A 20687-nucleotide genomic window follows, 5' to 3' on the forward strand; every position below is an offset into this window, starting at 1 on the left:
CACGCTTTTCGTCGACTTGACCTCCCCTCCCCGGTGTGGCTCGCTCCGACGCGACTCGTGACGGGGGCCACCGGACCGCACCACCTACGCAACAGGCAGCCGCTGTAAGCAACAGGCGTGCCATCAACCCACCCGCAGCGCTGGCCCCCTGATCAGATTGGCGGGGTCTGGGGCAGAGTCCCAGGAGGGAAGCACGCAACAGGAACTCTGACTACGCAACTGGGGAACGGCACCGGACACGCAACAGCCACCCGCCGACGCAACAGGGGGACGACCCACGGAACCGGCGCGCGCGGCCGAAGGCCGCCAACAGCCGCCAACAGCCGCTTCACCCAACAGACCAGTAGACATCTCACTACCGCTGAGTAACGTGGGTCACACCCCTACTCGGAGGTAACCATGACCGTCGACGAGCGCGCGGCCAGGCAGGTCGCCGAACAAGCACGGGAAACCCGCTGGCAGCGACCGAGCTTCGGCAAGGAGCTCTTCCTAGGTCACTTCCGAATCGACCTGATCCACCCCCACCCCACCGGCACTCCGGAAGACCGCGCCAGGGGCGAAGCCTTCCTGGAAAAACTCCGCAAGTTCACCGAGTCCCACATCGACAACACCGTCATCGAACGAGACGCCCAAATCCCAGACGAAGTGCTCAAGGGCCTAAAAGACCTGGGCGCCTTCGGCATGAAGATCAAGCCGGAGTACGGCGGCATAGGACTGACCCAGGTCTACTACAACAGGGCCCTGATGCTCGTAGGCTCAGCCAGCCCAGCAATCGGCGCCATGCTGAGCGCTCACCAGTCCATCGGCGTCCCCCAGCCGATCGCGATGTTCGGCAGCCCAGAACAAAAACAAGAGTTCCTACCAAGGTGCGCCAAGGGCGAGATCACAGCGTTCCTGCTGACCGAACCAGACGTAGGCAGCGACCCGGCCCGCCTCGGCACCATCGCCACCCCGGACGGCGACGACTACATCCTCGACGGCGTAAAACTCTGGACCACCAACGGAGTAGTAGCCGACCTCCTGGTCGTCATGGCCCAAGTCCCGGACCGAGGCATCACAGCGTTCGTCGTGGAAGCCGACGCCGAAGGCATCACAGTCGAAAACCGCAACGCCTTCATGGGTCTGAGGGGCCTGGAGAACGGCGTGACGAGGTTCCACAACGTCCGAGTCCCGAAGAAGAACGTGATCGGCAAGGAAGGTGCCGGCCTCAAGATCGCCCTGGCCACCCTGAACACCGGCCGCCTGAGCCTCCCAGCCCTCTGCGCGGGAAGTGCGAAGTGGTGCCTCAAGATCGCAAGAGAGTGGTCCACCGAACGCATCCAGTGGGGCCTCCCAGTAGGCAAACACGAGGCCATCGCCGGCAAGATCGCCTACATCGCCGCGACGGCCTACGCACTGGAAGCAGTCCTGGACCTGAGCTCCGAGCTGGCGGACGCCGGCAGCCACGACATCCGCATCGAGGCAGCCCTCGCCAAGCTCTACGCGAGCGAGAAAGCCTGGTTGGTGGCCGACGAACTGGTCCAGATCCGCGGCGGCCGAGGCTACGAAACAGCAGAAAGCCAAGCCGCACGAGGAGAACGCGGCATCGCGGCCGAACAGGTCCTCAGGGATCTCCGCATCAACCGCATCTTCGAGGGCTCGACGGAGATCATGCACCTGCTGATCGCCCGAGAAGCGGTAGACGCACACCTCAGCGTCGCCGGCGACATCATCGACCCGGACGCCGACCGCCAGGCCAAGATGAAGGCCGCGGCGAAGGCGGGCGGCTTCTACGCCAAGTGGCTGCCGACGCTCGTGGTCGGCAAGGGCCAGTCTCCTGCCGGTTACACGGAGTTCGGTCCGCTCGCCAAGCACCTGCGGTTCGTCGAGCGCTCGGCCCGCAAGCTGGCGCGGCAGACGTTCTACGCGATGTCGCGCTGGCAGGGGAAGATGGAGCGCAAGCAGCGGTTCCTCAGCCGGATCGTCGACATCGGCGCGGAGCTGTTCGCGATCAGCGCCGCGTGCGTGCGGGCGCAGCAGGACAGCAACCCCAACGCCGCGGCGCTCGCCGACGCGTTCGCCAAGCAGGCGCGGATCCGCGTGGACGAGCTGTTCGACAAGCTGTGGCGCAACACCGACGACAGCGACGTGGTGCTGTCCAAGCAGGTTCTGGACGGCAACTACACGTGGCTGGAGGAAGGCGTGATCGACGCGTCCATCCCCGGCAGGTGGATCGCGGACTCGGAGCACCACGAGTCGACCGCGACGAACGTCCACCGACCGACACCCAGGTAAGCCCGTTACTGCACTGGGCAGGCTGATGGTGCGGGCGCGGCACCTGCCCAGTGCACGGCCGGTAGGGGGCTACGTCCCCCGCATCCCCCTACCGACTCCCCTTGCAACGGAAGGACACAACACCCTCCAGGTGGAGGTGCCGGTAACGCTAAGCGATAAATCACCGTTCACAGTTACGACAATTGAGTGAACTACCAGGTGAGGGTCGCTCGACTACTCTCAGAGAGTAACTTCGAAGACCAATTCACGGGCGGCTTCGAGGCCCATCGCGATGGCTCCGGAGAGCACCGCGCCGTCGCCCAGCGACCCCGCCACGATCCGGGGCGCCAGCGGCGTCATCGTGCGCAACGCAGCTTCCATCGGCTCGAGCAGCAAGTCAACGTTCGAGCCGACACCACCACCCAGAACGACCAGTTCGGGGTCGATCACCGCGGCCACCGACGCGACGAGGAACGCCAGCCGTTCCGCCTCCACCCGCACGACCTCGGCAGCGTGCGGATCTCCTGACCTGGCAGCGGAAAACACCTCCAGAGCCGTCCGTGCCGGCAACCCGCGGTCACGAGCCTGCGCCACAACGGACTCGGCGCGAGCAGCCTCCTCGAACTGTCCACCCTGGACGTCCGAACCGGACTTCCCGTACGGCAGGAACCCGACCTCGCCCGCCGCCCCGTGCGCGCCGCGGAACAGCACGCCGTCGACGCAGATTCCCATGCCCACACCGGTTCCGACGGTCACGCACACGAACACGCGCACCTCGCGAGCCGCCCCGTAGACGTGCTCCCCCAACGCGGCCAGGTTCGCGTCGTTCTCCACGACCACCGCAGGCCCCAGCGAGGATTCCAGCCCGTCGAGCACACCGACCGACTCCCAGCCGGGCAGGTTGGGCGCGTGCCGCACCACGCGTGACCGCTGGTCGATCACGCCGGGGCTGCCGATCACCTTCACCACGACGTCCGACAAGGCGATCCCCGCGTCGGCCACGGTGCGCGACGCCAGCTCCGTCACCGTGCGCACCAATGAAGACGCTGACTTGCTGCGGTTGCGCTCGTCCACGCGCGCCACCACGGAGCCGCCCAGATCGGCCACAGCGGCCCGGATCCGTTCGCGGCCGATGTCCACGCCCAGCACGTACCCCGCCGTCGGATTCGGCTCGTAGACCACGGCGGAGCGGCCAGGACCGGCTGTCGTGCGGCCGATGGGGCGCACGAGCCCGTGCCGTTCGAGATCGACCAGAGCCTGCCCGACAGTCGGCTTGGACAGGCCGGTGTCCTTGGCGATCTGCGGCCGGGTCGCAGCACCCAGACGGCGCAACCGGTCCAGCACCGCGCGCTGGTTGAGCACGCGCATGCCCGCTGGTGTACCCACCTCTGGCGGCTTGCGGTCGGTCACCGACCGAGTCTAGATCTTGAACGGTGGTCCCTGCGCGCAACTGTTGAGAGGACAGTTTCGAAGACAATTCCCGTCCGGTCCCTTGACAACGATGTCACGTGCAGAAACGCTGCCTCCCAAATGGGGCAGGCGAGGCGGCGGAAGGGTTGCAATGAGGCAACTGGGGAAGAGACGAACTACTACTCTGTTGAGCGTTGCGATCACTGCGACACTGGTGTGCGGCGTCACCAACGGCAGCGCTGCCGCCGCACCAGAGGAGCAAGGCGTGGGCTTTTCGTCGTCCTTTGAGGACGGTCAACCGCAACCGTCCTGGGTCAGCACGGTCGAGACCGACGCGGCGGGGCAGCCGAAGTCGGCAGGCGTGATCGGCTCCAGCGGCACGGGCACCCCTGGCAACATCGCCGACAAGGCGTTCACGGCGTCCAACGGGCCGAACCCCGAGAACGAGAGCCCTACCGAGATCAACGACCTCAACGTCAACACCAAGTGGCTGGTCTTCGCCTCCACCGGCTGGGTGACGTTCGACTTCAAGTCGGCCGGTCCGCAGACGATCAAGAAGTACACGCTCTCGTCGGCCAACGACGAGCCGGAGCGCGACCCGAAGGACTGGACGCTCCAGGGCTCGAACAACGGCACGGACTGGACCGTTCTCGACACGCGCAAGGGTGAGAGCTTCTCCGAGCGCTTCCAGACCAAGGCCTACGACATCGCCACGCCGGCGGCGTACCAGCACTACAAGCTCGACATCACGGCGAACCACGGCACGGACATCGTGCAGATCGCCGAGGTCGAGCTCTCCGACGGCTCCACCAACCCGCCCGCGCCGAACATGCGCAGCCTCGTCGCCGCCGGTCCCACGGGTGGTTACACGTCGAAGTCGAAGGTCGGCTGGACCGGGCTGAAGGCGTTCCGCGCCCAGGGCAGGCACACGACCGAGGGCCGGGCGTACAGCTACAACAAGGTCTTCGACGTCGACATCCCGGTCAGCGCCAAGACCGAGCTGTCGTACATGATCTTCCCAGACTGGGTGAACGACAACCTGAGCTACCCGAGCACGTACTCGGCGGTGGACCTCGCGTTCTCCGACGGCACGTACCTGAGCGACCTCAAGGCTGTCGACCAGCACGGCGCCGTGCTGTCGCCTGCCGGTCAGGGCGCGGGCAAGTTCCTGTACGCCAACCAGTGGAACAAGGTGGCGTCCACGATCGGCGCCGTCGCGGCCGGCAAGACGATCAAGCGGATCCTCGTCGCGTACGACGGTCCCAAGGGCCCCACGGAGTTCGGTGCCTGGTACGACGACATCCGCATCGGTGACGTCGTGACCAAGCAGTACGCCAAGCCTTCCGACTACGTGCTGACCACGCGTGGCACGAACTCGAACGGCTCTTTCTCGCGGGGCAACAACTTCCCGGCGACCGCGGTGCCGCACGGCTTCAACTTCTGGACCCCGATGACCAACGCGGGTTCGCAGAGCTGGCTGTACGAGTACCAGCAGCGCAACAACGCGCAGAACCTGCCGACGCTGCAGGCGTTCACCGCGTCCCACGAGCCCAGCCCGTGGATGGGTGACCGGCAGACATTCCAGGTCATGCCGTCGGACAAGGCGCCGACGCAGGACCGCGCGGCGCGTGCGCTGGCGTTCAAGCACGACAACGAGGTCGCGAAGGCGCACTACTACGGCGTGACCTTCGAGAACGGCATGAAGACGGAGATCGCGCCGACGGACCACGCGGCGGTCTTCCGGTTCACGTTCGCCGACCAGGGCCAGAAGAACCTGGTGTTCGACAACGTGAACAACCAGGGCGGACTGACCCTGGACGCCGCTTCCGGTGTCGTCACGGGCTACTCGGACGTCAAGAGCGGTCTCTCGACCGGTGCGACGCGCCTGTTCGTCTACGGCAAGGTCGACAAGGCGGTGACGGCGAGCGGCAAGCTCACCGGCGCCGGTCGTGACAACGTCGGCGGCTACTTCTCGTTCGGCGACAAGACCGTCGAGCTGCGCATCGCCACCTCGCTGATCTCCGTCGACCAGGCGAAGTCGAACCTGGAGCAGGAAGTCAGCGGTTCGGACACGTTCGACTCGGTGCGCGGCCGGGCACAGGCGGCGTGGGACAAGGTGCTCGGCATCCTGTCCGTCGAGGGTGCGTCGGAGGAGCAGCTGATCACGCTGTACTCCAACATGTACCGGCTCTACCTCTACCCGAACTCCGGCTTCGAGAAGGTCGGCGACAAGATCCAGTACGCGTCGCCGGTCGCGCCCGCCGTCGGTCCGAACACGCCCACGAAGACGGGCGCGAAGATCGTCGACGGCAAGATCTACGTCAACAACGGCTTCTGGGACACCTACCGCACGACGTGGCCCGCGTACTCGTTGTTCACGCCGTCGAAGGCCGGCGAGATGGCCGACGGGTTCGTCCAGCAGTACAAGGACGGCGGCTGGATCTCGCGCTGGTCCTCGCCCGGTTACGCGGACCTGATGACGGGCACGAGCTCCGACGTGGCGTTCGCGGACGCGTACCTCAAGGGTGTCAGCAACTTCGACATCAAGGCCGCCTACGACGCCGCGGTGAAGAACGCGTCGGTCGTGCCGCCGAGCAACAACGTCGGCCGCAAGGGCATGGACCGGTCGATCTTCCTCGGCTACACCGGCAACGACCAGATGGACTCCGAGGCGTGGTCGTGGGCGATCGAGGGCTACCTCAACGACTTCGGCATCGCGTCGATGGCGAAGGCGCTGCACGAGAAGACGGGTGAGAAGCGGTACGCCGAGGAGTACGAGTACTTCCTCAACCGCGCCCAGAACTACGTGCTGACGTTCGACCAGCGCGTCGGCTTCTTCCAGGGCCGCAACGTCGACGGTTCGTGGCGTGTCGCCGATCCCGCGAAGTACAACCCGCAGGACTGGCGCTACGACTACACCGAGACGAACGGCTGGAACATGGCGTTCACGGTGCCGCACGACGGGCAGGGTCTCGCGAACCTGTACGGCGGACGGGACAAGCTGGCGCAGAAGCTGGACTCGTTCTTCACCTTGCCGGAGACCGCGAAGTTCCCCGGCGGCTACGGCGGCGTGATCCACGAGATGATCGAGGCGCGGGACGTGCGGATGGGCCAGTACGGCCACTCCAACCAGCCTTCGCACCACATCGCGTACATGTACAACTACGCGGGCAAGCCGTCGGGCACGCAGGAGAAGGTGCGGGAGATCCTGTCGCGCCTGTACGTCGGCTCGGAGCAGGGCCAGGGCTACGCGGGTGACGAGGACAACGGCGAGATGTCGGCGTGGTACCTCTTCTCCGCGCTGGGCTTCTACCCGTTGCAGATGGGCAAGCCGGCGTACGCGATCGGCTCGCCGCTGTTCACCAAGGCGACGGTGTCGTTGGAGAACGGCAAGAAGCTCGTCGTCAACGCTCCCAAGAACAGCGCGAAGAACATCTACGTGCAGGGCGTGAAGGTCAACGGCAAGGCGTGGACGAAGACCTCGCTGCCGCACGACGTTCTCACGGCCGGTGCGACGATCGACTTCGACATGGGCCCGACGCCTTCCTCGTGGGGCACGGGTGCTGGTGACGCGCCGGACTCGATCACCACGGGTGACGCGGTGCCGACGCCGCTGCGGGATGTTGCCACGGGCGTTGGTACGGCTGCCCTGGTGGACAACAACTCCGGCACCTCCGCGGTGGTTCGCTCGTTCGACTTCAAGCCTGCGGACACGAAGGAGAGCGCGTCGTTCTACACGCTCACGAACGCGAAGACCGGCAAGTCGCCCTCGTCGTGGGAGCTCAAGGCCTCCTACGACGGCAAGACCTGGGCGACGGTCGACAAGCGTTCCGGTGAGAACTTCCAGTGGCAGCAGTACACCCGATCGTTCAAGATCGCGTCGCCGGGCCGGTACAACTTCTACAAGCTGGAGTTCTCGGAGGACGTCGCACTGGCGGAGTTCGAGCTGATGTCGAAGCCGCTCGCCAAGCCCACCACGACCGTGACCGGAACCGTCAACGGCGGTCTGACGGTCAAGGGCGTGACCTATGTGGACGGTGCCACGATCAACGGTCCGGTGACCGTGCAGAAGGGCGCCACGCTGTACGTCTTCGGCGGCGAGATCAAGGGACCGATCTCGGCCTCGGACGCGGCTTCCGTGGTGCTCGTGGGCACTCGTGTGGGCGGTCCGGTGTCGGTCAACGGTTCCGCGACGGAAGTGGCCGTCGAGAACACCTCTGTCGGTGGCCCGGTGTCCCTGACGTCGAACAAGACCAGGTCGGTGGTCGCCTTCTCGACCGTCGGCGGGCCGTTGTCCTGCACGGGCAACAACCCGGAGCCGGTGAACAACGGCTTCCAGAACGACGTGAAGGGTCCGAAGGCCGGACAGTGCACCGGCCTGTGAGCTGAGTTCGTGAGAGGGCCGCGTTCCTTCGGGAGCGCGGCCCTTTTGCTATGCCGCGATCGCGCGCCGACGCATCTTCGCGCGCTGGTGGATGCCGGCGCCGAAGAGCTGGTAGAGCACGCGGACCGGGGCCGGCAGGAGCTGCAGGAAACCCGCCCGTTCCCGGGGCGTGGTCTCCTGGAGGATCATCCCGATGGCGTCGAAACCCTTGGCGCCCTTGGGCATGCTGCTGGCACCGTTCTTGCCGAGCGCGTCCCACTCGGCCTGCGTGATGTGGATCGAGACCAGCGGGAGGACCTTGCTCTCCTCCTCGGTCAGGTGCTCGGTCAACGGTCCCGACATGCCGTGGAGGACCTCCGCGAGCTCGTCGCGAGTGATCGCGTCGGCATTGTTCCGCCAGTGCGGAAGCAGCTGCTCGACCCGTTCCAGCGCCCCGCCGACAACCTCGTGCTGCTGCTCCATGCGCTGCACGAGCTCGGTGTCCATACCGCCCACGCGCTCCAGCAGCTTGGGCCAGAGCATCTCGTCCTCGCCCACGTGATGGTGGTGCAGCAGGCCGGCCATCATCTCGACGAACTCAGCCACGTACTCCGCGTTCTTGCGGTCGCCAGGAGCGACGCCCCGGACCAGTGCGGGCATCGCGGCGAACTCGCGCTTGAACCACCTGTGGATCACCACCATCTCCCAGGTGTCCACGGTGCTGCGGTGCTGTTTTGCGGCGTCCATGGCGGTGACGGTAAGTAGGCGCCGCGGGTCCTGCCACGGCTTCGCGGATTCCGTTCCGTTTCCACGGGCCAGCGCACGGTCTCATCCGAGGGGCCGAAGGCAGGCAGGCGCGCTGGTCTGTATCGAGCAACCGATTCCGTTCGAGCCGGAAAGGCAGCGTTCCGTCACAGGTCACGGTCTTTCCCGTTCACCTGAAAGGATCTATCCCTTTCAGACATACTCCGATGAGATCTTGGCAAATCATCGGCGGTGACTGGGGAGGCTGTTGTGGTGCCGTTCGAGCGAGGCCGCGTCTGGTTGGCCGTGCCACAACCGCGCTCCGAGGCTCTTCCGTCACGAACCGGCGCGCCGTCCACTAAGGACGGGATGCGCGACCTGCCCGCCTCACCACGAAAGCTCCCGGCACCGCTGCGCTGACGAGCCGCCCTCGACCTGCAACGTGGCGTGCTCGATGTGGTACTTGGCGGCCAGCATCTCCTGCGCGGCCTTGAGCACGCCCGCGTGATCGGCGTCCTTCGCGGTCGTGAGGTGAGCGCTAGCCACCTCCATGCCACTGGTGAGCGTCCACACGTGCAGGTCGTGCGCCTCCGTGACACCAGGCAGCTCCGCGAGCGCCTTCTGCATCTCCGTGACGTCCAGCCGCTCCGGCGCGTGCTGGAACAGGATGTGCAGCGCGTTCTTGGCGAGCCCGTACGTCCGCGGCAGCACCCACACACCGATCAGCACACCCATGATCGGGTCCGCGTACTTCCACCCGGTGGTGATGATGATCAGCGCCGAGATGAGCACACCCACCGACCCGACCAGGTCGGCCAGCACCTCGAGGTACGCGCCCTTGACGTTGATGCTGTCCTTCGCACCCTCTTTGAGCACGCTGAAACTGACGAAGTTGGCGATCAGGCCGAGCGTCGCCGCGATGAGCACAGGCCACCCCGGCACAGCGGGCGGCTCCTGGAACCTGCCCACGGCCTCGTAGATCACGTACCCGGCCACACCGAACAGCAGCACCGCGTTGGCGAGCGCCGCCAGCACCTCGGCCCGGTAGAACCCGAACGTCCGGTTCTTCCCGGCCTTGGCCCTCTTGGCCACGAGAATCGCCGCCAACGCCATCCCGACGCCGAGCACGTCCGTGAGCATGTGCGCGGCGTCCGAGATGAGCGCGAGGGAGGACGTCGCGAACCCCACGACGAACTCGACCACCATGAAGACCGCGCCGATACCGAACGCGACCCACAGCTTGCCGGCGTGCTGACCGCCGCCGGAAGCCGATCCGTGCCCGTGCCCGTGACCCATGACTCGCAACATATAGCGATATGCGCATGAGTGCAATCGGCGGTATTCCTGACCAGGCGTGAAGGTGACAGAGCCCACGCCCCGCGGGCTACGAGGGGTGGGTGGCAAACCCGCTCGCTCCGATGCGCTAGGATCTTCCACGTAGCTACGGCCCCCGTAGCTCAGGGGATAGAGCACCGCCCTCCGGAGGCGGGTGCGCAGGTTCGAATCCTGCCGGGGGCACCAGTGAAAACGTCCGTTGAGCAGCAGAGATGCGCTTAGCGGGCGTTTTGCTGTAGGTAGGCATATCGGGCAAAACCCAGCCGTGGGCGGGCGTCTGTGCCGATGGTGTGCCGACGAGAGCCTTTCAATGCTGGCGGGCCTGGGCCCGTTTCAGCATCAGAAGACCTGCCACTCCACCTGCGGCCAAGCGCAAGCGGCCGGGCAAGAAACAGCGCTGACACTCCTAGTCCTCTTCCAGCTCCCGCAGGACTCGCTGAACCTTGTCCACCAGCCCCTGCCTGCTGCGCTCTGCCAGCGTCAACGCCTCACGAGCCAACGGCAACGCGGCCGCGTTGCCCTCTGCGCGCCGCACGGTTTCGGCCGCGTGGATCAGGATCTCGATTCTCTCGCGGGTGCCGGTGTAGGCGAGTGCCCCTGAGGCGATGACGTCGCGGTAGATCGCCATGGCCTGGTCGAGATCGCCCAGGCCAAGGTGGGCTTGGGCCAGCGTGTCCGCCGTCATCACCGTTGGCACGTCGCGCGCGAGTTGCACTTCCAGCGCGGCGTTCGCGATTTCCACGGCCTCGGCGAAGTCTCCCGCCATGCAGAGGATCCAGGCGAGGCTGTTCATCGACAGCGCCCAGCCCGCTTCGTCGCCGGCCAGCCGGCGGTGCTCGACGGAGAGGCGGGCGTAGTGCAGCGACTCGTCGTGCCGTTTCAGCCAGAGGTAGGTGCCCGCCAGTTCGCCGGCGGTCGAGGCGATGCCGTGCAGGTGGCCTATTTCCTGACGGATGCGCAACGCTTCGTGCAGCAGGCGCAGTGACTCGTCGAGGTCGTACATGTTCTTGTAGGTGCTGCCTAGGGTGCTCAGCGCTACGGCTTCGGCGTAGCGGTTGCCCAGTCGGCGGCCGGCTTCGAGCGCGATGGTGTTCAGGCGGATGAAGTCCTCGCTCGAACCGTGGACGTGCAGGTAGCCCCACATGTCGGTGGGCAGTTGCCAGGCGTGCTCGAGGTGTTCCGCCGCTAGAGCGAAGTCGCAGATCTCGACCAGCACGTCGTGTTCGCGCCGGAGCCAGGCGAGTGCTTCGTCCCGGCCGCTGAAGTCGATCACTTCGACGACCGGGTCGCGCTCGGTCAGGGGGAGCTCGGTCCTGCTCGCGCGGATGGCTCGGTCGGCGCGGTCGACCGAGTGGAGGTAGTGGTCGAGGAGGCGGACCACGGCTGCGTGGCTGTCCTCTGTGGACTCCTCGTTGCCGGCGCACTCGCGGGCGTGCAGTTTGAGCAGGTCGTGCAACGAGAAACGCAGGGGTGCGTACTCCTCGACGAGGTGGGCGCGGGCCAGTGCGCGCAGGAGGGCCAACGCTCGGTTGCTCGGCACGCTCAGCAAGGCGCCCGCGGAATGCGGGGTGAAGTCGGCGCTCGGGGCGAGGCCGAGGACGCGGAACATGCGGCGCTCGTCCGGGCCGAGTTGTTCGTACGACAGGTCGAAGGCCGCGCGGACGGCTGCTTCCCTGTCGTCGCCGATCTCCAGCTCCGCCAGCCGGTTGTCGCCGCTCAGCTGGTCGACCAGGTCCTGGACGCCGCGATGTGGATCCGCGGCCAGCAGGGACGCGGCGATGCGCAGGGCCAGTGGCAGGCATGCGCAGAGGCGGGCGAGCTCCGCGGTGGCGGCGGGTTCCGCTTGAGTGCGGTCGGCGCCGATCACCTTTTCCAGCAGTCGTACGGCGTCGTCCAACGGCAAAGTGCCGAGCCGCAGGACCTTGGCGTCGTTCAGCGCGACCAGGCCGCGGAGGTCGGACCGGCTGGTGATCACCACGATCGACCGGCCGCCCGCCGGCAGCAGTGGCCTGACCTGGTCGGCTGTCCTGGCGTTGTCGAGGAGCACCAGCACTCGGCGGTCGGCGAGCAGGGATCGGTAGACGCCGACGCGCTGTCCGGTGTCGCCGGGGATCTCCCCCGAGGACAGGCCGAGTCCTCGCAGCAGCTGGCCGAGCGCGTCGTGGGCGCTCAGCGGTTCGTCGCGGTCGTAGCCGCGCAGGTTGACCGCGAGCTGCCCGTCCGGGAACCGGTCCCGCACGCGATGGGCCCAGTGCACGGCGAGCGCGGTTTTGCCCACGCCGGCCGAGCCCGCGATCGCCGAGATCACCACCGCCTGGCCCGCGGTGCCCGTCGGCAGCAGGTGGTCGAGCCGCGCGAGGTCTTCCGAACGTCCGGTGAACCGGGCGAGATCAGGCGGCAGCTGGCGCGGGGTCGCGGTCTCGCGCCGACCGGTCAGCGCCGGTTCCGCCCGCAGGATCGACTGGTGCAGCTCTCTCAGACCGGCACCCGGATCGATGCCCAGTTCCTCCGCCAGCAGATCGCTGACCTGGCGGAACGCCTCCAGGGCCGCCGCCTGCTGGTCGGCGCGGTAGAGCGCTGTCATGAGCTGCGCCCAGAACCGTTCGCGCAGCGGGTGGTCAGCGGTGAGCGCCCTCAGCTCGGCGATCAGCTCGGCGGAGCGGCCTTCGTTCAGGTCCAGCTCGATGCGCCGCTCCACGACGGCGAGTCGTTCCTCCACGAGCCCCGGTACGTCCTCGCGGTGCAGCGCGTCCGACGAGACGTTGCTGAGGACGGTGCCTCGCCACAACTTCAACGCCGAACGCGGGTCGCTGCCCGCGAGCCTGCGGAACTGCAGCAGATCGAGGTTCTCGACCTCGGCGAAGTACCCGCCGACCGTCGTGCGCACGCAATTCGCCGGACCGAGTGACTGTCTCAGTCTCCGGACGGTCATGTGCAGCGTTTTCGTCGCCCGGTCGAGCGAGGGTGGCGAGCCGTCCCACAGCCGCTCGACCAACTCGTCCACCGGAACGAACTGGTTGGGGCGCAACAACAAGGAAGCCAGCAAAGTCCGGCTGTTACCGGCGGGCACCACCACCTGGCCGCCGTTGAAGAGCACTTCCAACGGCCCCAGCACCCGGTACTCCGCGCCCCGCACCCGTGGAGTGTATGACGGCTCAACCAGCGTGATCGTCAGGTTTCGTCAGGCACGGGGCGCGTTTCGGGCGGCGTTCGCAGATCGGACGCGACTGGCCGACATGCGGTACAACCCGGGGCAAAACGCACATCGACGACAACAAAGGAATGTGCGGCAGCAAGTCCTACAAATGCGCACAAATTAGTGAGTGTGAATAAGTTAGTACTTGTTAACGATCGCTTGGCAACCGATCCTTTCCCTGCTCCGTCAAGACATTCACCTCGACGAACATCCGGCTCCCCCTGCAACCGAGAGCCGGACCGTTCGCCCTGCAACGAGGAGAACAATGCAAGCGAGACGTAGTTTCGTGCTGGCCGCGGCAGGTTCACTGGTCGCTGCCGTTCTCACCCAGACGGGAGCCCACGCGGCCCCGCAGCCCCAACCGAGCCAGACCGCCGAGGCGATGGCGGTGGACGCGGCCGCGAGCCTCGTCGACAGCCGGCCCGCCCAGCTGCACGCCAGCGCGAACGACTCGTTCGTGCGGCACAACGTCATCTCGTCCACCAACGGCCTCAAGTACATCCCGTACGAGCGGACCTACAAGGGAATGCCGGTCGTCGGTGGTGACTTCGTCGTCGTCACCAACTCGACCGGGCAGGTCCTGCAGACCTCGGTCGGCCAGAGCGCGACGATCGACATCACGAACACCAAGGCCGGGGTGACCAAGGCTCAGGCCGAGGCCGCCGCGAAGACCGCGATGTCCACCGTGGACAGCGTGGGCAGCGCCGAGCAGGTCGTGTTCGCGCTCGACTCGACGCCGAAGCTCGCGTGGAAGGTCTCGGTCGTCGGCCGGGACTCCGAGGGCCCGAGCAAGCTCGACGTGGTCGTGGACGCAGCCGACGGCAAGGTCCTGCACCAGCAGGAACGGGTGCTGCACGGCACCGGCAACAGCGGGTGGAACGGGCCTTCCGTGCCGCTCGCCACCACGCAGTCCGGGTCGACGTTCTCGATGAAGGACCCGAACCTCACCAACGTCAGCTGCCAGGACGCGGCGAACAACACCACGTTCACCAAGTCCAGCGACACGTGGGGCAACGGCACCGCGTCCAACCGCGAGACCGGCTGCGTCGACGTGCTGTTCGCGGCGCAGACCGAGTCGAAGATGCTCACGCAGTGGCTGGGCCGCAACGGTTTCGACGGCAACGGCGGCGGCTGGCCGATGCGTGTCGGCCTGAACGACCAGAACGCCTACTACGACGGCAGCCAGGTCCAGATCGGCAAGAACACCGCGGGCCAGTGGATCGGTTCCCTCGACGTCGTGGCGCACGAGCTCGGCCACGGCATCGACGACCACACGCCGGGCGGCATCTCCGGCGCGGGCACCCAGGAGTTCGTCGCGGACGTCTTCGGCGCCACCACCGAGTGGTTCGCCAACGAGCCGTCTCCTTACGACACCCCGGACTTCCTCGTCGGCGAGACGATCAACCTCGTCGGCAGCGGCCCGATCCGCAACATGTACAACCCGAGCGCCCTCAACCACGCGAACTGCTACAGCAGCTCGATCCCGAACACCGAGGTGCACGCGGCCGCCGGACCCGGCAACCACTGGTTCTACCTGCTCTCCCAGGGCACGAACCCGACCAACGGCCAGCCGACCAGCACCACGTGCAACAACACGTCGATCACCGGCCTCGGCGTCGAGAAGGCCATCAAGATCTTCTACAACGCCATGCTGCTCAAGACCTCCGGCAGCTCGTACCTCAAGTACCGCACGTGGACGCTGACCGCGGCCAAGAACCTCTACCCCGGCAGCTGCGCGGAGTTCAACACGGTCAAGGCCGCCTGGGACGCGATCAGCGTGCCCGCGCAGTCCGCCGACCCGACGTGCAGCGCGACCGGCACGGTCACCGTCAGCAACCCGGGCAACCAGTCCAGCACGGTCGGCACCGCCGTGTCGCTCCCGCTGTCCGCGAGCGGCGGCACCGCGCCGTACTCCTGGTCCGCCACGGGCCTGCCCGCCGGTCTGTCCATCAACTCCAGCAACGGCACCATCTCCGGCACCCCGACCACCGCGGCCACCTCGAACGTCACGGTGACCGCGACCGACAGCGCGAACAAGAGCGGCACCGCGTCGTTCAGCTGGACCGTCGGCACGGGCGGCGGCAACTGCTCCGGCCAGAAGATCGCCAACCCCGGCTTCGAGTCCGGCAGTGGTTCGTGGACGGCGACCTCCGGCGTCATCGGCCAGCACGGCACGCAGGAGCCCGCGCGTTCCGGCACCTGGGCGTCGTGGCTGAACGGCTACGGCTCGTCGCACACCGACTCGCTGTCCCAGTCGGTGACGATCCCCGCCGGCTGCAAGGCCTCGCTCACCTTCTACCTGCACATCGACACGGGTGAGACCGGCAGCACCGTCTACGACAAGCTGACGGTGACCGCCGGCACCACCACGCTCGGCACGTTCTCGAACGTCAACGCGGCGTCCGGCTACGTGCTCAAGACGTTCGACGTCTCCTCGTTCGCGGGCCAGACGGTGACCTTCAAGTTCACGGGCACCGAGGACGCTTCGCTGCAGACGTCGTTCGTGATCGACGACACGGCGCTCACGCTCAGCTGACGCACACCTGCGCACCGTCTCAACGGGACGGTGCGCAGGTCAGCAACCACTGCGGTGGCACCAGATCGCTCGCCTCCTCCAGCACGAAACCGCAGGAGGCGAGCAACTTCTCCCACTGCTCGACCGAGTGGACGCGACCGCCGTTGTTCGTCATCAGCTCGACGTCGAGGAGCTTGCCCCAGTCGTAGGTGTTGCCGGGCAGGCCGACCGACTCGATGAGGTGCAGCCGGACGTCGGTGCGGTCGCCGATCGCGCGGCGCACGGCCTGCAACGTGTCGCGGACCAGCCGGTCGTCGAAGCAGTGCAGGGTGTTCTTGATGAAGTAGGCGTCGACGTCGGCCGGGATCTGGCCGGGCAGCACGCCGGGCACCAGTTCCAGCCGCGAGTCCGTCACCTCCGCCAGCACCTCGGGACGGTCCATCAGCACGCAGCTGAGGTGCGGGTGTTGTTCGCGCAACGCGAGCAGGAACGTGCCGTTGCCACCGCCGAGGTCGGCCACGCGCTTCACGTCGCGCAGGTCGAGTCTGCGAGCCGTCTCCGCGGCGACTCCCCTGGTCAACGGCGCCCAGGCGCGCTGGTAGATCGCGCCCAGAGCGGGATCCCGCGCCAGGTGCTCGAAGAACGACGTGCCGTTGGCCGCCGGGAAGCCGGGTTCGCCGGTCTCCAGCACCGAACCCAGCTCGGCGAACGAGTCCTGCATCGGCGGCGAGTTCAGCAGCAGCGTCAGGTCGCGCAGGCCGAGATCCACGTCGGAGCGCAGGAACCCGGCCATCGGGGTCAGCGCGAACGTGCCGTCGGGTTGTTCGGCGAACACACCGACCGAGGCGGCGGCGCGCAGGCAGCGGCGCAGCGGATCCTCCAGCACACCGCAGGCTGCGGCCAGGTCCGCGACCGAACGCGGACCGTCGTCCAGCAGGTCGGCGACGCCGAGGCGGGCGAGCTCGTAGAGCGGCTGGGTCACCCACTTCGCGGCCACCAGGTGCATGAGCTTGACGTGTGGCGGCATCCAGGCCGCGAAGATGTCCACTTCGGACATTGAACGAACCCCCCTAGTCGAACCGAAGAGCGAGCCAGCGCAGCAGATCCGACTGTGCGGCGGCCATGACGCCCGAATGATCGGCGCCCTCGTAGTACTTGAACGTCACGTCGGAGCCCGCCGCGCGCAGCTCTCGCGCCGTCTCCTCGCTGGACGGCGGGTACACGCCGAAGTCGGCGGTGCCCTGCGCGATGTAGACGGGGCGGGCGTGGCGAACCCGCGGGATCTCCGCGAACCGCATGAGCTCCAGCAGTTCCTCGTCGAGCTCGGCGCCCATGTGCCGGACGTCCGCGTTCTTCAACCCGGCCACGGCCTTCTCGACATCGGCGAAACAGGCGCTCTCCGCGACGCGCAGGATCTCCTCGCCGCGTGGGGTGAGGTAGCGCGAGACGTCGAACGTGTCCGGGTACATGCCGGCGAGCGCACCGATCACCAGCGGCATGTACGCACTCACCGGCGCCGTGGGATCGGCAACCCTGCCGATTTCGAAGAACTTGCGCCAGTGCGTCGGCGGCGCGGTCGCGATCGTGCCGCGGAAGTCGAGCTCAGGGGCGTAGCGCGGGGCGATGCCTCCGGTGAACAACGCTGCCGCGCCGCCCTGCGACTGGCCCGCGACCGCCCAGTGCCGTGACACCGACCGGTCGACGGATCGGGCCGCGCGCACCAGGTCGGCAACGGCGTACGCGGCCGATCTGCCGTGCATGTACGGGTGCACGCCCGGTGTGCCGAGGCCTTCGTAGTCGGTCGCCGCGATCGCGTAACCGTTGGCCAGCCAGGTTTTCAGGTAGTCGACGTCACGCTGGGACCGGCCGGCGGACGACGGCGCGCAGGCGTCCGCGATGCCCACCGTCCCGTGCGCCCAGGACAACACCGGCCACCCACCACGCGGCGGAGTGCCGGCCGGGACGAACAGAGCCCCGGTCACCACGGCGGACCTGCCGGTGAACGACGTCGAGCGATAGGTGATCCGCACCGCCGACGCGGAACCGGGCAACCGCAGTCCGGCGGGCAGGTCCGCCACGTCGAGCACCGATCCCGGGCCGGAGGCCTGAGCGGGTACCGGGTTCGCCAACGCCAGCACCGCGAGGAGAACGGCCAGCACCCTCATGACAGCACGACCGGCAGCGCCCGCATCCCGCGCATCACCATGTTCTGCCGCCACGGCAACCGCTCGTACGGCACGGCCAGCTTCATCTCGGGAAACCGCGTGGTCAGCGAGGTGATCGCGACGGCGGCCTCCATCCGCCCCAGCGCGTTGCCGAGGCAGTGGTGCGGGCCGTGACCGAACGCCAGGTGGCCCTCGCCCCCGCGCACCGGGTCGAGCTTCTGAGGGTCGGCGAACCGGGCGGGATCGCGGTCGGCGGCCGCGAAGATGATCAGCACCGGGTCACCGGCGGCGATCGTCGTGCCGGCCACCGTCACGTCCTCGGTCGGGAAACGCCAGGTCGCGGACTTCACCGAACCCTCGAACCGCAGCAGCTCCTCGACCACGCGGTCCACAGTGGACGGATCTTCGCGCACGCCGTCGAAGAGCGTTCGGTGGTGCAGCAGCGTCGCCATGGCGTTGGCGATGAAGTACCCGGTGCTCTCGTGCCCCGCGAAGAACAGCTGGAACAGCAGCGAGTTCAGCTCCTCGTCGACGATCTCGCCGCGGTCGAAGGCCTGCAGCAGCAACGCGAGCAGCCCGTCGCCCTCGCGGTTGCCCGGATCCTTCACCAGTTCCCCGAGGTAGTCCGAAAGCGAGCCGATCACCTCGAAGAAGACCTGGTCGTGCTCGACCTCGCCGCGCAGCACCTTGCCACCGAGCCGTTCGAACACCTCGGCGCCACCCGAAGGCAGCCCGATCAGCTCGGCCAGCACCCGGATGGTCAACGGCAGCGCGTAGTCCCCGAGCAGGTCGGCACTGCCGGACAACGAGTCCAGCAGGTCGTCGCTGATCCGGGAGACCTCGGGACGCAACGCGCCGAGCCGCCTGGCGGTGAGCGCGCGGGACATCACCTTGCGCAGCTGCGAATGCCGCGGCGGGTCCGTCGCGAGCAGGTGCCTGCCGTAGAGCGACTGCTTCTCCTCGGTCTGCAACCCGAGCATCAGCGCGCGCACGTCCTCGCGGGTCGACGCGGGTTCGATGCTCATCCGCGGATCGACGAGGAGATCGCGGGACTCCTGGTAGCCGCACACCAGCCAGGCGTGCAGACCAGGAGCGACCTCGACGCGGGAGACAGGCCCCGCGTCGAGCAGAAGTTGGTACGCCCCATAGGGATCACGGGCGAAGTCGGCGTGGAACGGGTTCGTCAGTGCGGCGGTCAAGTCGGCACTTCTCCTCGCGATGAAGATCGAGTACGCGCGTGCCGACAGCTGTGGTGCTTCCGACTATGGCCACAAGTTCCGCACTCGTCAAACGTTTCGCGGCAAGCAGTTGCACGATCAGTCCGGGACAGAGATGTTCGTCCGATCGGACTAGCGACACCCCTATCAACGTTTGTTAGCGTGGCGATTGGCAGCCGGGGGGCTGGGGGCTTGAGCCGATTCTCACCGTCCACGTCAAGTGGACTTTCCACCGCGATGGCGTATGCGCAACGCCGTTCGCTGAGCATGGGCTCAGACGTTTTCCGCTGGCCGGTTGTTGTCTCACAACAATCAACCACTACGCAATCAGCGTGAGGGGAGTTTTTACCATGCAGCTCGTTTCCGAGAGTGCGGTCGAATACCGGAACGGGACCACCCAGGTCTCGCTCAACGACGGTCGCACCGAGGCTGTCGTCGTGCCTGGTACCTGCTGCTGCACGGCAGCCATCGCTCGATAGTCCAGAGCCGACACTGTGGTAGCGGCCGGGCGGGCCGGTTCATCCGGCCCGCCCGGTCCGCTTTTTAGGGGGATTTCTCGATGAGCTTCCGCGTGCCCGGAAAAATCGAGGACATTCGCGACTCGCTGATCATCACGGAGACCCGCGAAATCAGTCCGGATGTCCGATCTGTCGGATTGCGCACCCATGCCACCAGATTCGACAATTTGACCGAGACGAACGTTCTTCCGCGCGTCGCGGACGAGTTCCTGGTGGCGAGCCGCAACCGGCGCCACGACCGGGAGACCCAGCTGTCGGTCACCCACTACTTCACCGACGCGGTCACCACCGTGCTCTCCCAGGTCGGGGTCGAGTCGGCGCGCGACGCCGAGCGCGTGCCGCTGGGCACCTCGGCCGCGGCGGGCGCCGGCTTCACCGACGTGATCGGACGCAGGCGCAGCGTCCGCGAGTTCACCGGCGGCGAGCTCTCCTTGCGGCAGCTGGCTTTCCTGCTGCGCTGCGGCGGCTCCGAGTCGGCGGAGGTGGACGCGCTGCTCTCCGACGACAGCACGGTGCCGCTGCGCCTGCGCACCGCTCCGAGCGGCGGCGGGCTCTACCCCGTCGAGATGTGGGTCGCGGCGCGCGGGATCGGCGGGCTGCGCAAGGGCGTGTACCGCTACCTGCCCAGGGCGGACGAGCTCGAGCTGTGGTCGGGAGAAACCTCGGTCGACGCCGTGCTCGAGTCCTGTGTGGACAACGCGGGTGGCATCGACCTGAAGTCGACGGCGGCGGTGCTGCTGTTCGTGGCGCAACCGTGGCGTTCGATGCGCAAGTACGGCCCGCGCGGCATGCGGTTCGTGCTGCACGAGACCGGCGCGATCGCCCAGAACGTCCACCTCGCGGCCACCGCGCTCGAGGTCGGCAGCGTCGACTACTCGAGCTACTACGACGACGAAACCCATGCGGCACTGGACGTCGACGGCGTGTTCCGCGCTGTCGTCCACATGGTGCTGCTCGGCTGCATCGACTGA

The 20687-nt window shown here is 67.2% G+C and carries 11 protein-coding genes and 1 tRNA gene; 5 read left to right on the plus strand and 7 right to left on the minus strand.

Annotated features, from left to right (window positions below; all coding sequences use genetic code 11):
- The first annotated feature begins 399 nt into the window (after nt 1-399).
- Nucleotides 400-2274 (plus strand): acyl-CoA dehydrogenase family protein, encoded by a 1875-nt coding sequence (locus tag AB0M24_RS23730; protein WP_363771616.1) that lies wholly within the window; start codon nt 400-402, stop codon nt 2272-2274.
- A 219-nt stretch (nt 2275-2493) separates the two neighbouring features.
- On the opposite strand, the gene AB0M24_RS23735 is transcribed toward AB0M24_RS23730, so the two are convergent.
- Entirely contained in the window at nt 2494-3663 is a 1170-nt protein-coding gene (locus tag AB0M24_RS23735; RefSeq protein WP_363771619.1) for an ROK family protein, read from the minus strand.
- Nucleotides 3664-3814: 151 nt separating this feature from the next.
- Here AB0M24_RS23735 and AB0M24_RS23740 point away from each other — a divergent pair, with 151 nt between their 5' ends.
- Entirely contained in the window at nt 3815-8047 is a 4233-nt protein-coding gene (locus tag AB0M24_RS23740; protein ID WP_363771622.1) for a GH92 family glycosyl hydrolase, read from the plus strand.
- Nucleotides 8048-8095: 48 nt separating this feature from the next.
- Here the strand turns inward: AB0M24_RS23740 and AB0M24_RS23745 are convergent, their stop codons facing one another.
- Both AB0M24_RS23745 and AB0M24_RS23750 read right to left on the minus strand, forming a co-directional pair.
- A complete protein-coding gene (locus AB0M24_RS23745; RefSeq protein ID WP_363771625.1) occupies nt 8096-8773 on the minus strand; it encodes a hemerythrin domain-containing protein in 678 nt (225 codons plus the stop codon).
- Nucleotides 8774-9157: 384 nt separating this feature from the next.
- Nucleotides 9158-10066 carry a cation diffusion facilitator family transporter gene (locus AB0M24_RS23750; RefSeq protein WP_363771628.1) on the minus strand — a complete coding sequence of 303 codons (909 nt, stop codon included), beginning with the start codon at nt 10064-10066 and terminating at the stop codon, nt 9158-9160.
- Between the two features lie 150 nt (nt 10067-10216).
- Between AB0M24_RS23750 and AB0M24_RS23755 the strand changes: the two genes are divergently transcribed.
- Nucleotides 10217-10291, plus strand: a tRNA-Arg gene (locus tag AB0M24_RS23755).
- Nucleotides 10292-10511: 220 nt separating this feature from the next.
- Here AB0M24_RS23755 and AB0M24_RS23760 read toward each other — a convergent pair.
- Nucleotides 10512-13241, minus strand: a complete 2730-nt coding sequence (locus tag AB0M24_RS23760) for a BTAD domain-containing putative transcriptional regulator (RefSeq protein ID WP_363771631.1) — start codon at nt 13239-13241, stop codon at nt 10512-10514.
- Between the two features lie 325 nt (nt 13242-13566).
- Between AB0M24_RS23760 and AB0M24_RS23765 the strand changes: the two genes are divergently transcribed.
- Nucleotides 13567-15837: a M4 family metallopeptidase gene (locus AB0M24_RS23765; protein WP_363771634.1), complete on the plus strand. Its 2271-nt coding sequence runs from the start codon at nt 13567-13569 to the stop codon at nt 15835-15837.
- 19 nt (nt 15838-15856) lie between these two features.
- Here AB0M24_RS23765 and AB0M24_RS23770 read toward each other — a convergent pair whose 3' ends face one another.
- From AB0M24_RS23770 to AB0M24_RS23780, 3 genes are read right to left on the minus strand one after another with little or no spacing between them, the layout of a single operon-like run.
- Entirely contained in the window at nt 15857-16873 is a 1017-nt protein-coding gene (locus tag AB0M24_RS23770) for a methyltransferase (RefSeq protein WP_363771637.1), read from the minus strand.
- Between the two features lie 13 nt (nt 16874-16886).
- Nucleotides 16887-17981: a lipase family protein gene (locus tag AB0M24_RS23775; RefSeq protein ID WP_363771640.1), complete on the minus strand. Its 1095-nt coding sequence runs from the start codon at nt 17979-17981 to the stop codon at nt 16887-16889.
- Entirely contained in the window at nt 17978-19180 is a 1203-nt protein-coding gene (locus AB0M24_RS23780; protein WP_363771643.1) for a cytochrome P450, read from the minus strand. The genes AB0M24_RS23775 and AB0M24_RS23780 overlap by 4 nt, the downstream gene beginning before the upstream one ends.
- Nucleotides 19181-19883: 703 nt before the next feature.
- Between AB0M24_RS23780 and AB0M24_RS23785 the strand changes: the two genes are divergently transcribed.
- Entirely contained in the window at nt 19884-20687 is an 804-nt protein-coding gene (locus AB0M24_RS23785) for a SagB/ThcOx family dehydrogenase (protein ID WP_363771646.1), read from the plus strand.

It is taken from the genome of Lentzea sp. NPDC051838 (genome assembly GCF_040681245.1).
Classification (GTDB): Bacteria; Actinomycetota; Actinomycetes; order Mycobacteriales; family Pseudonocardiaceae; genus Lentzea.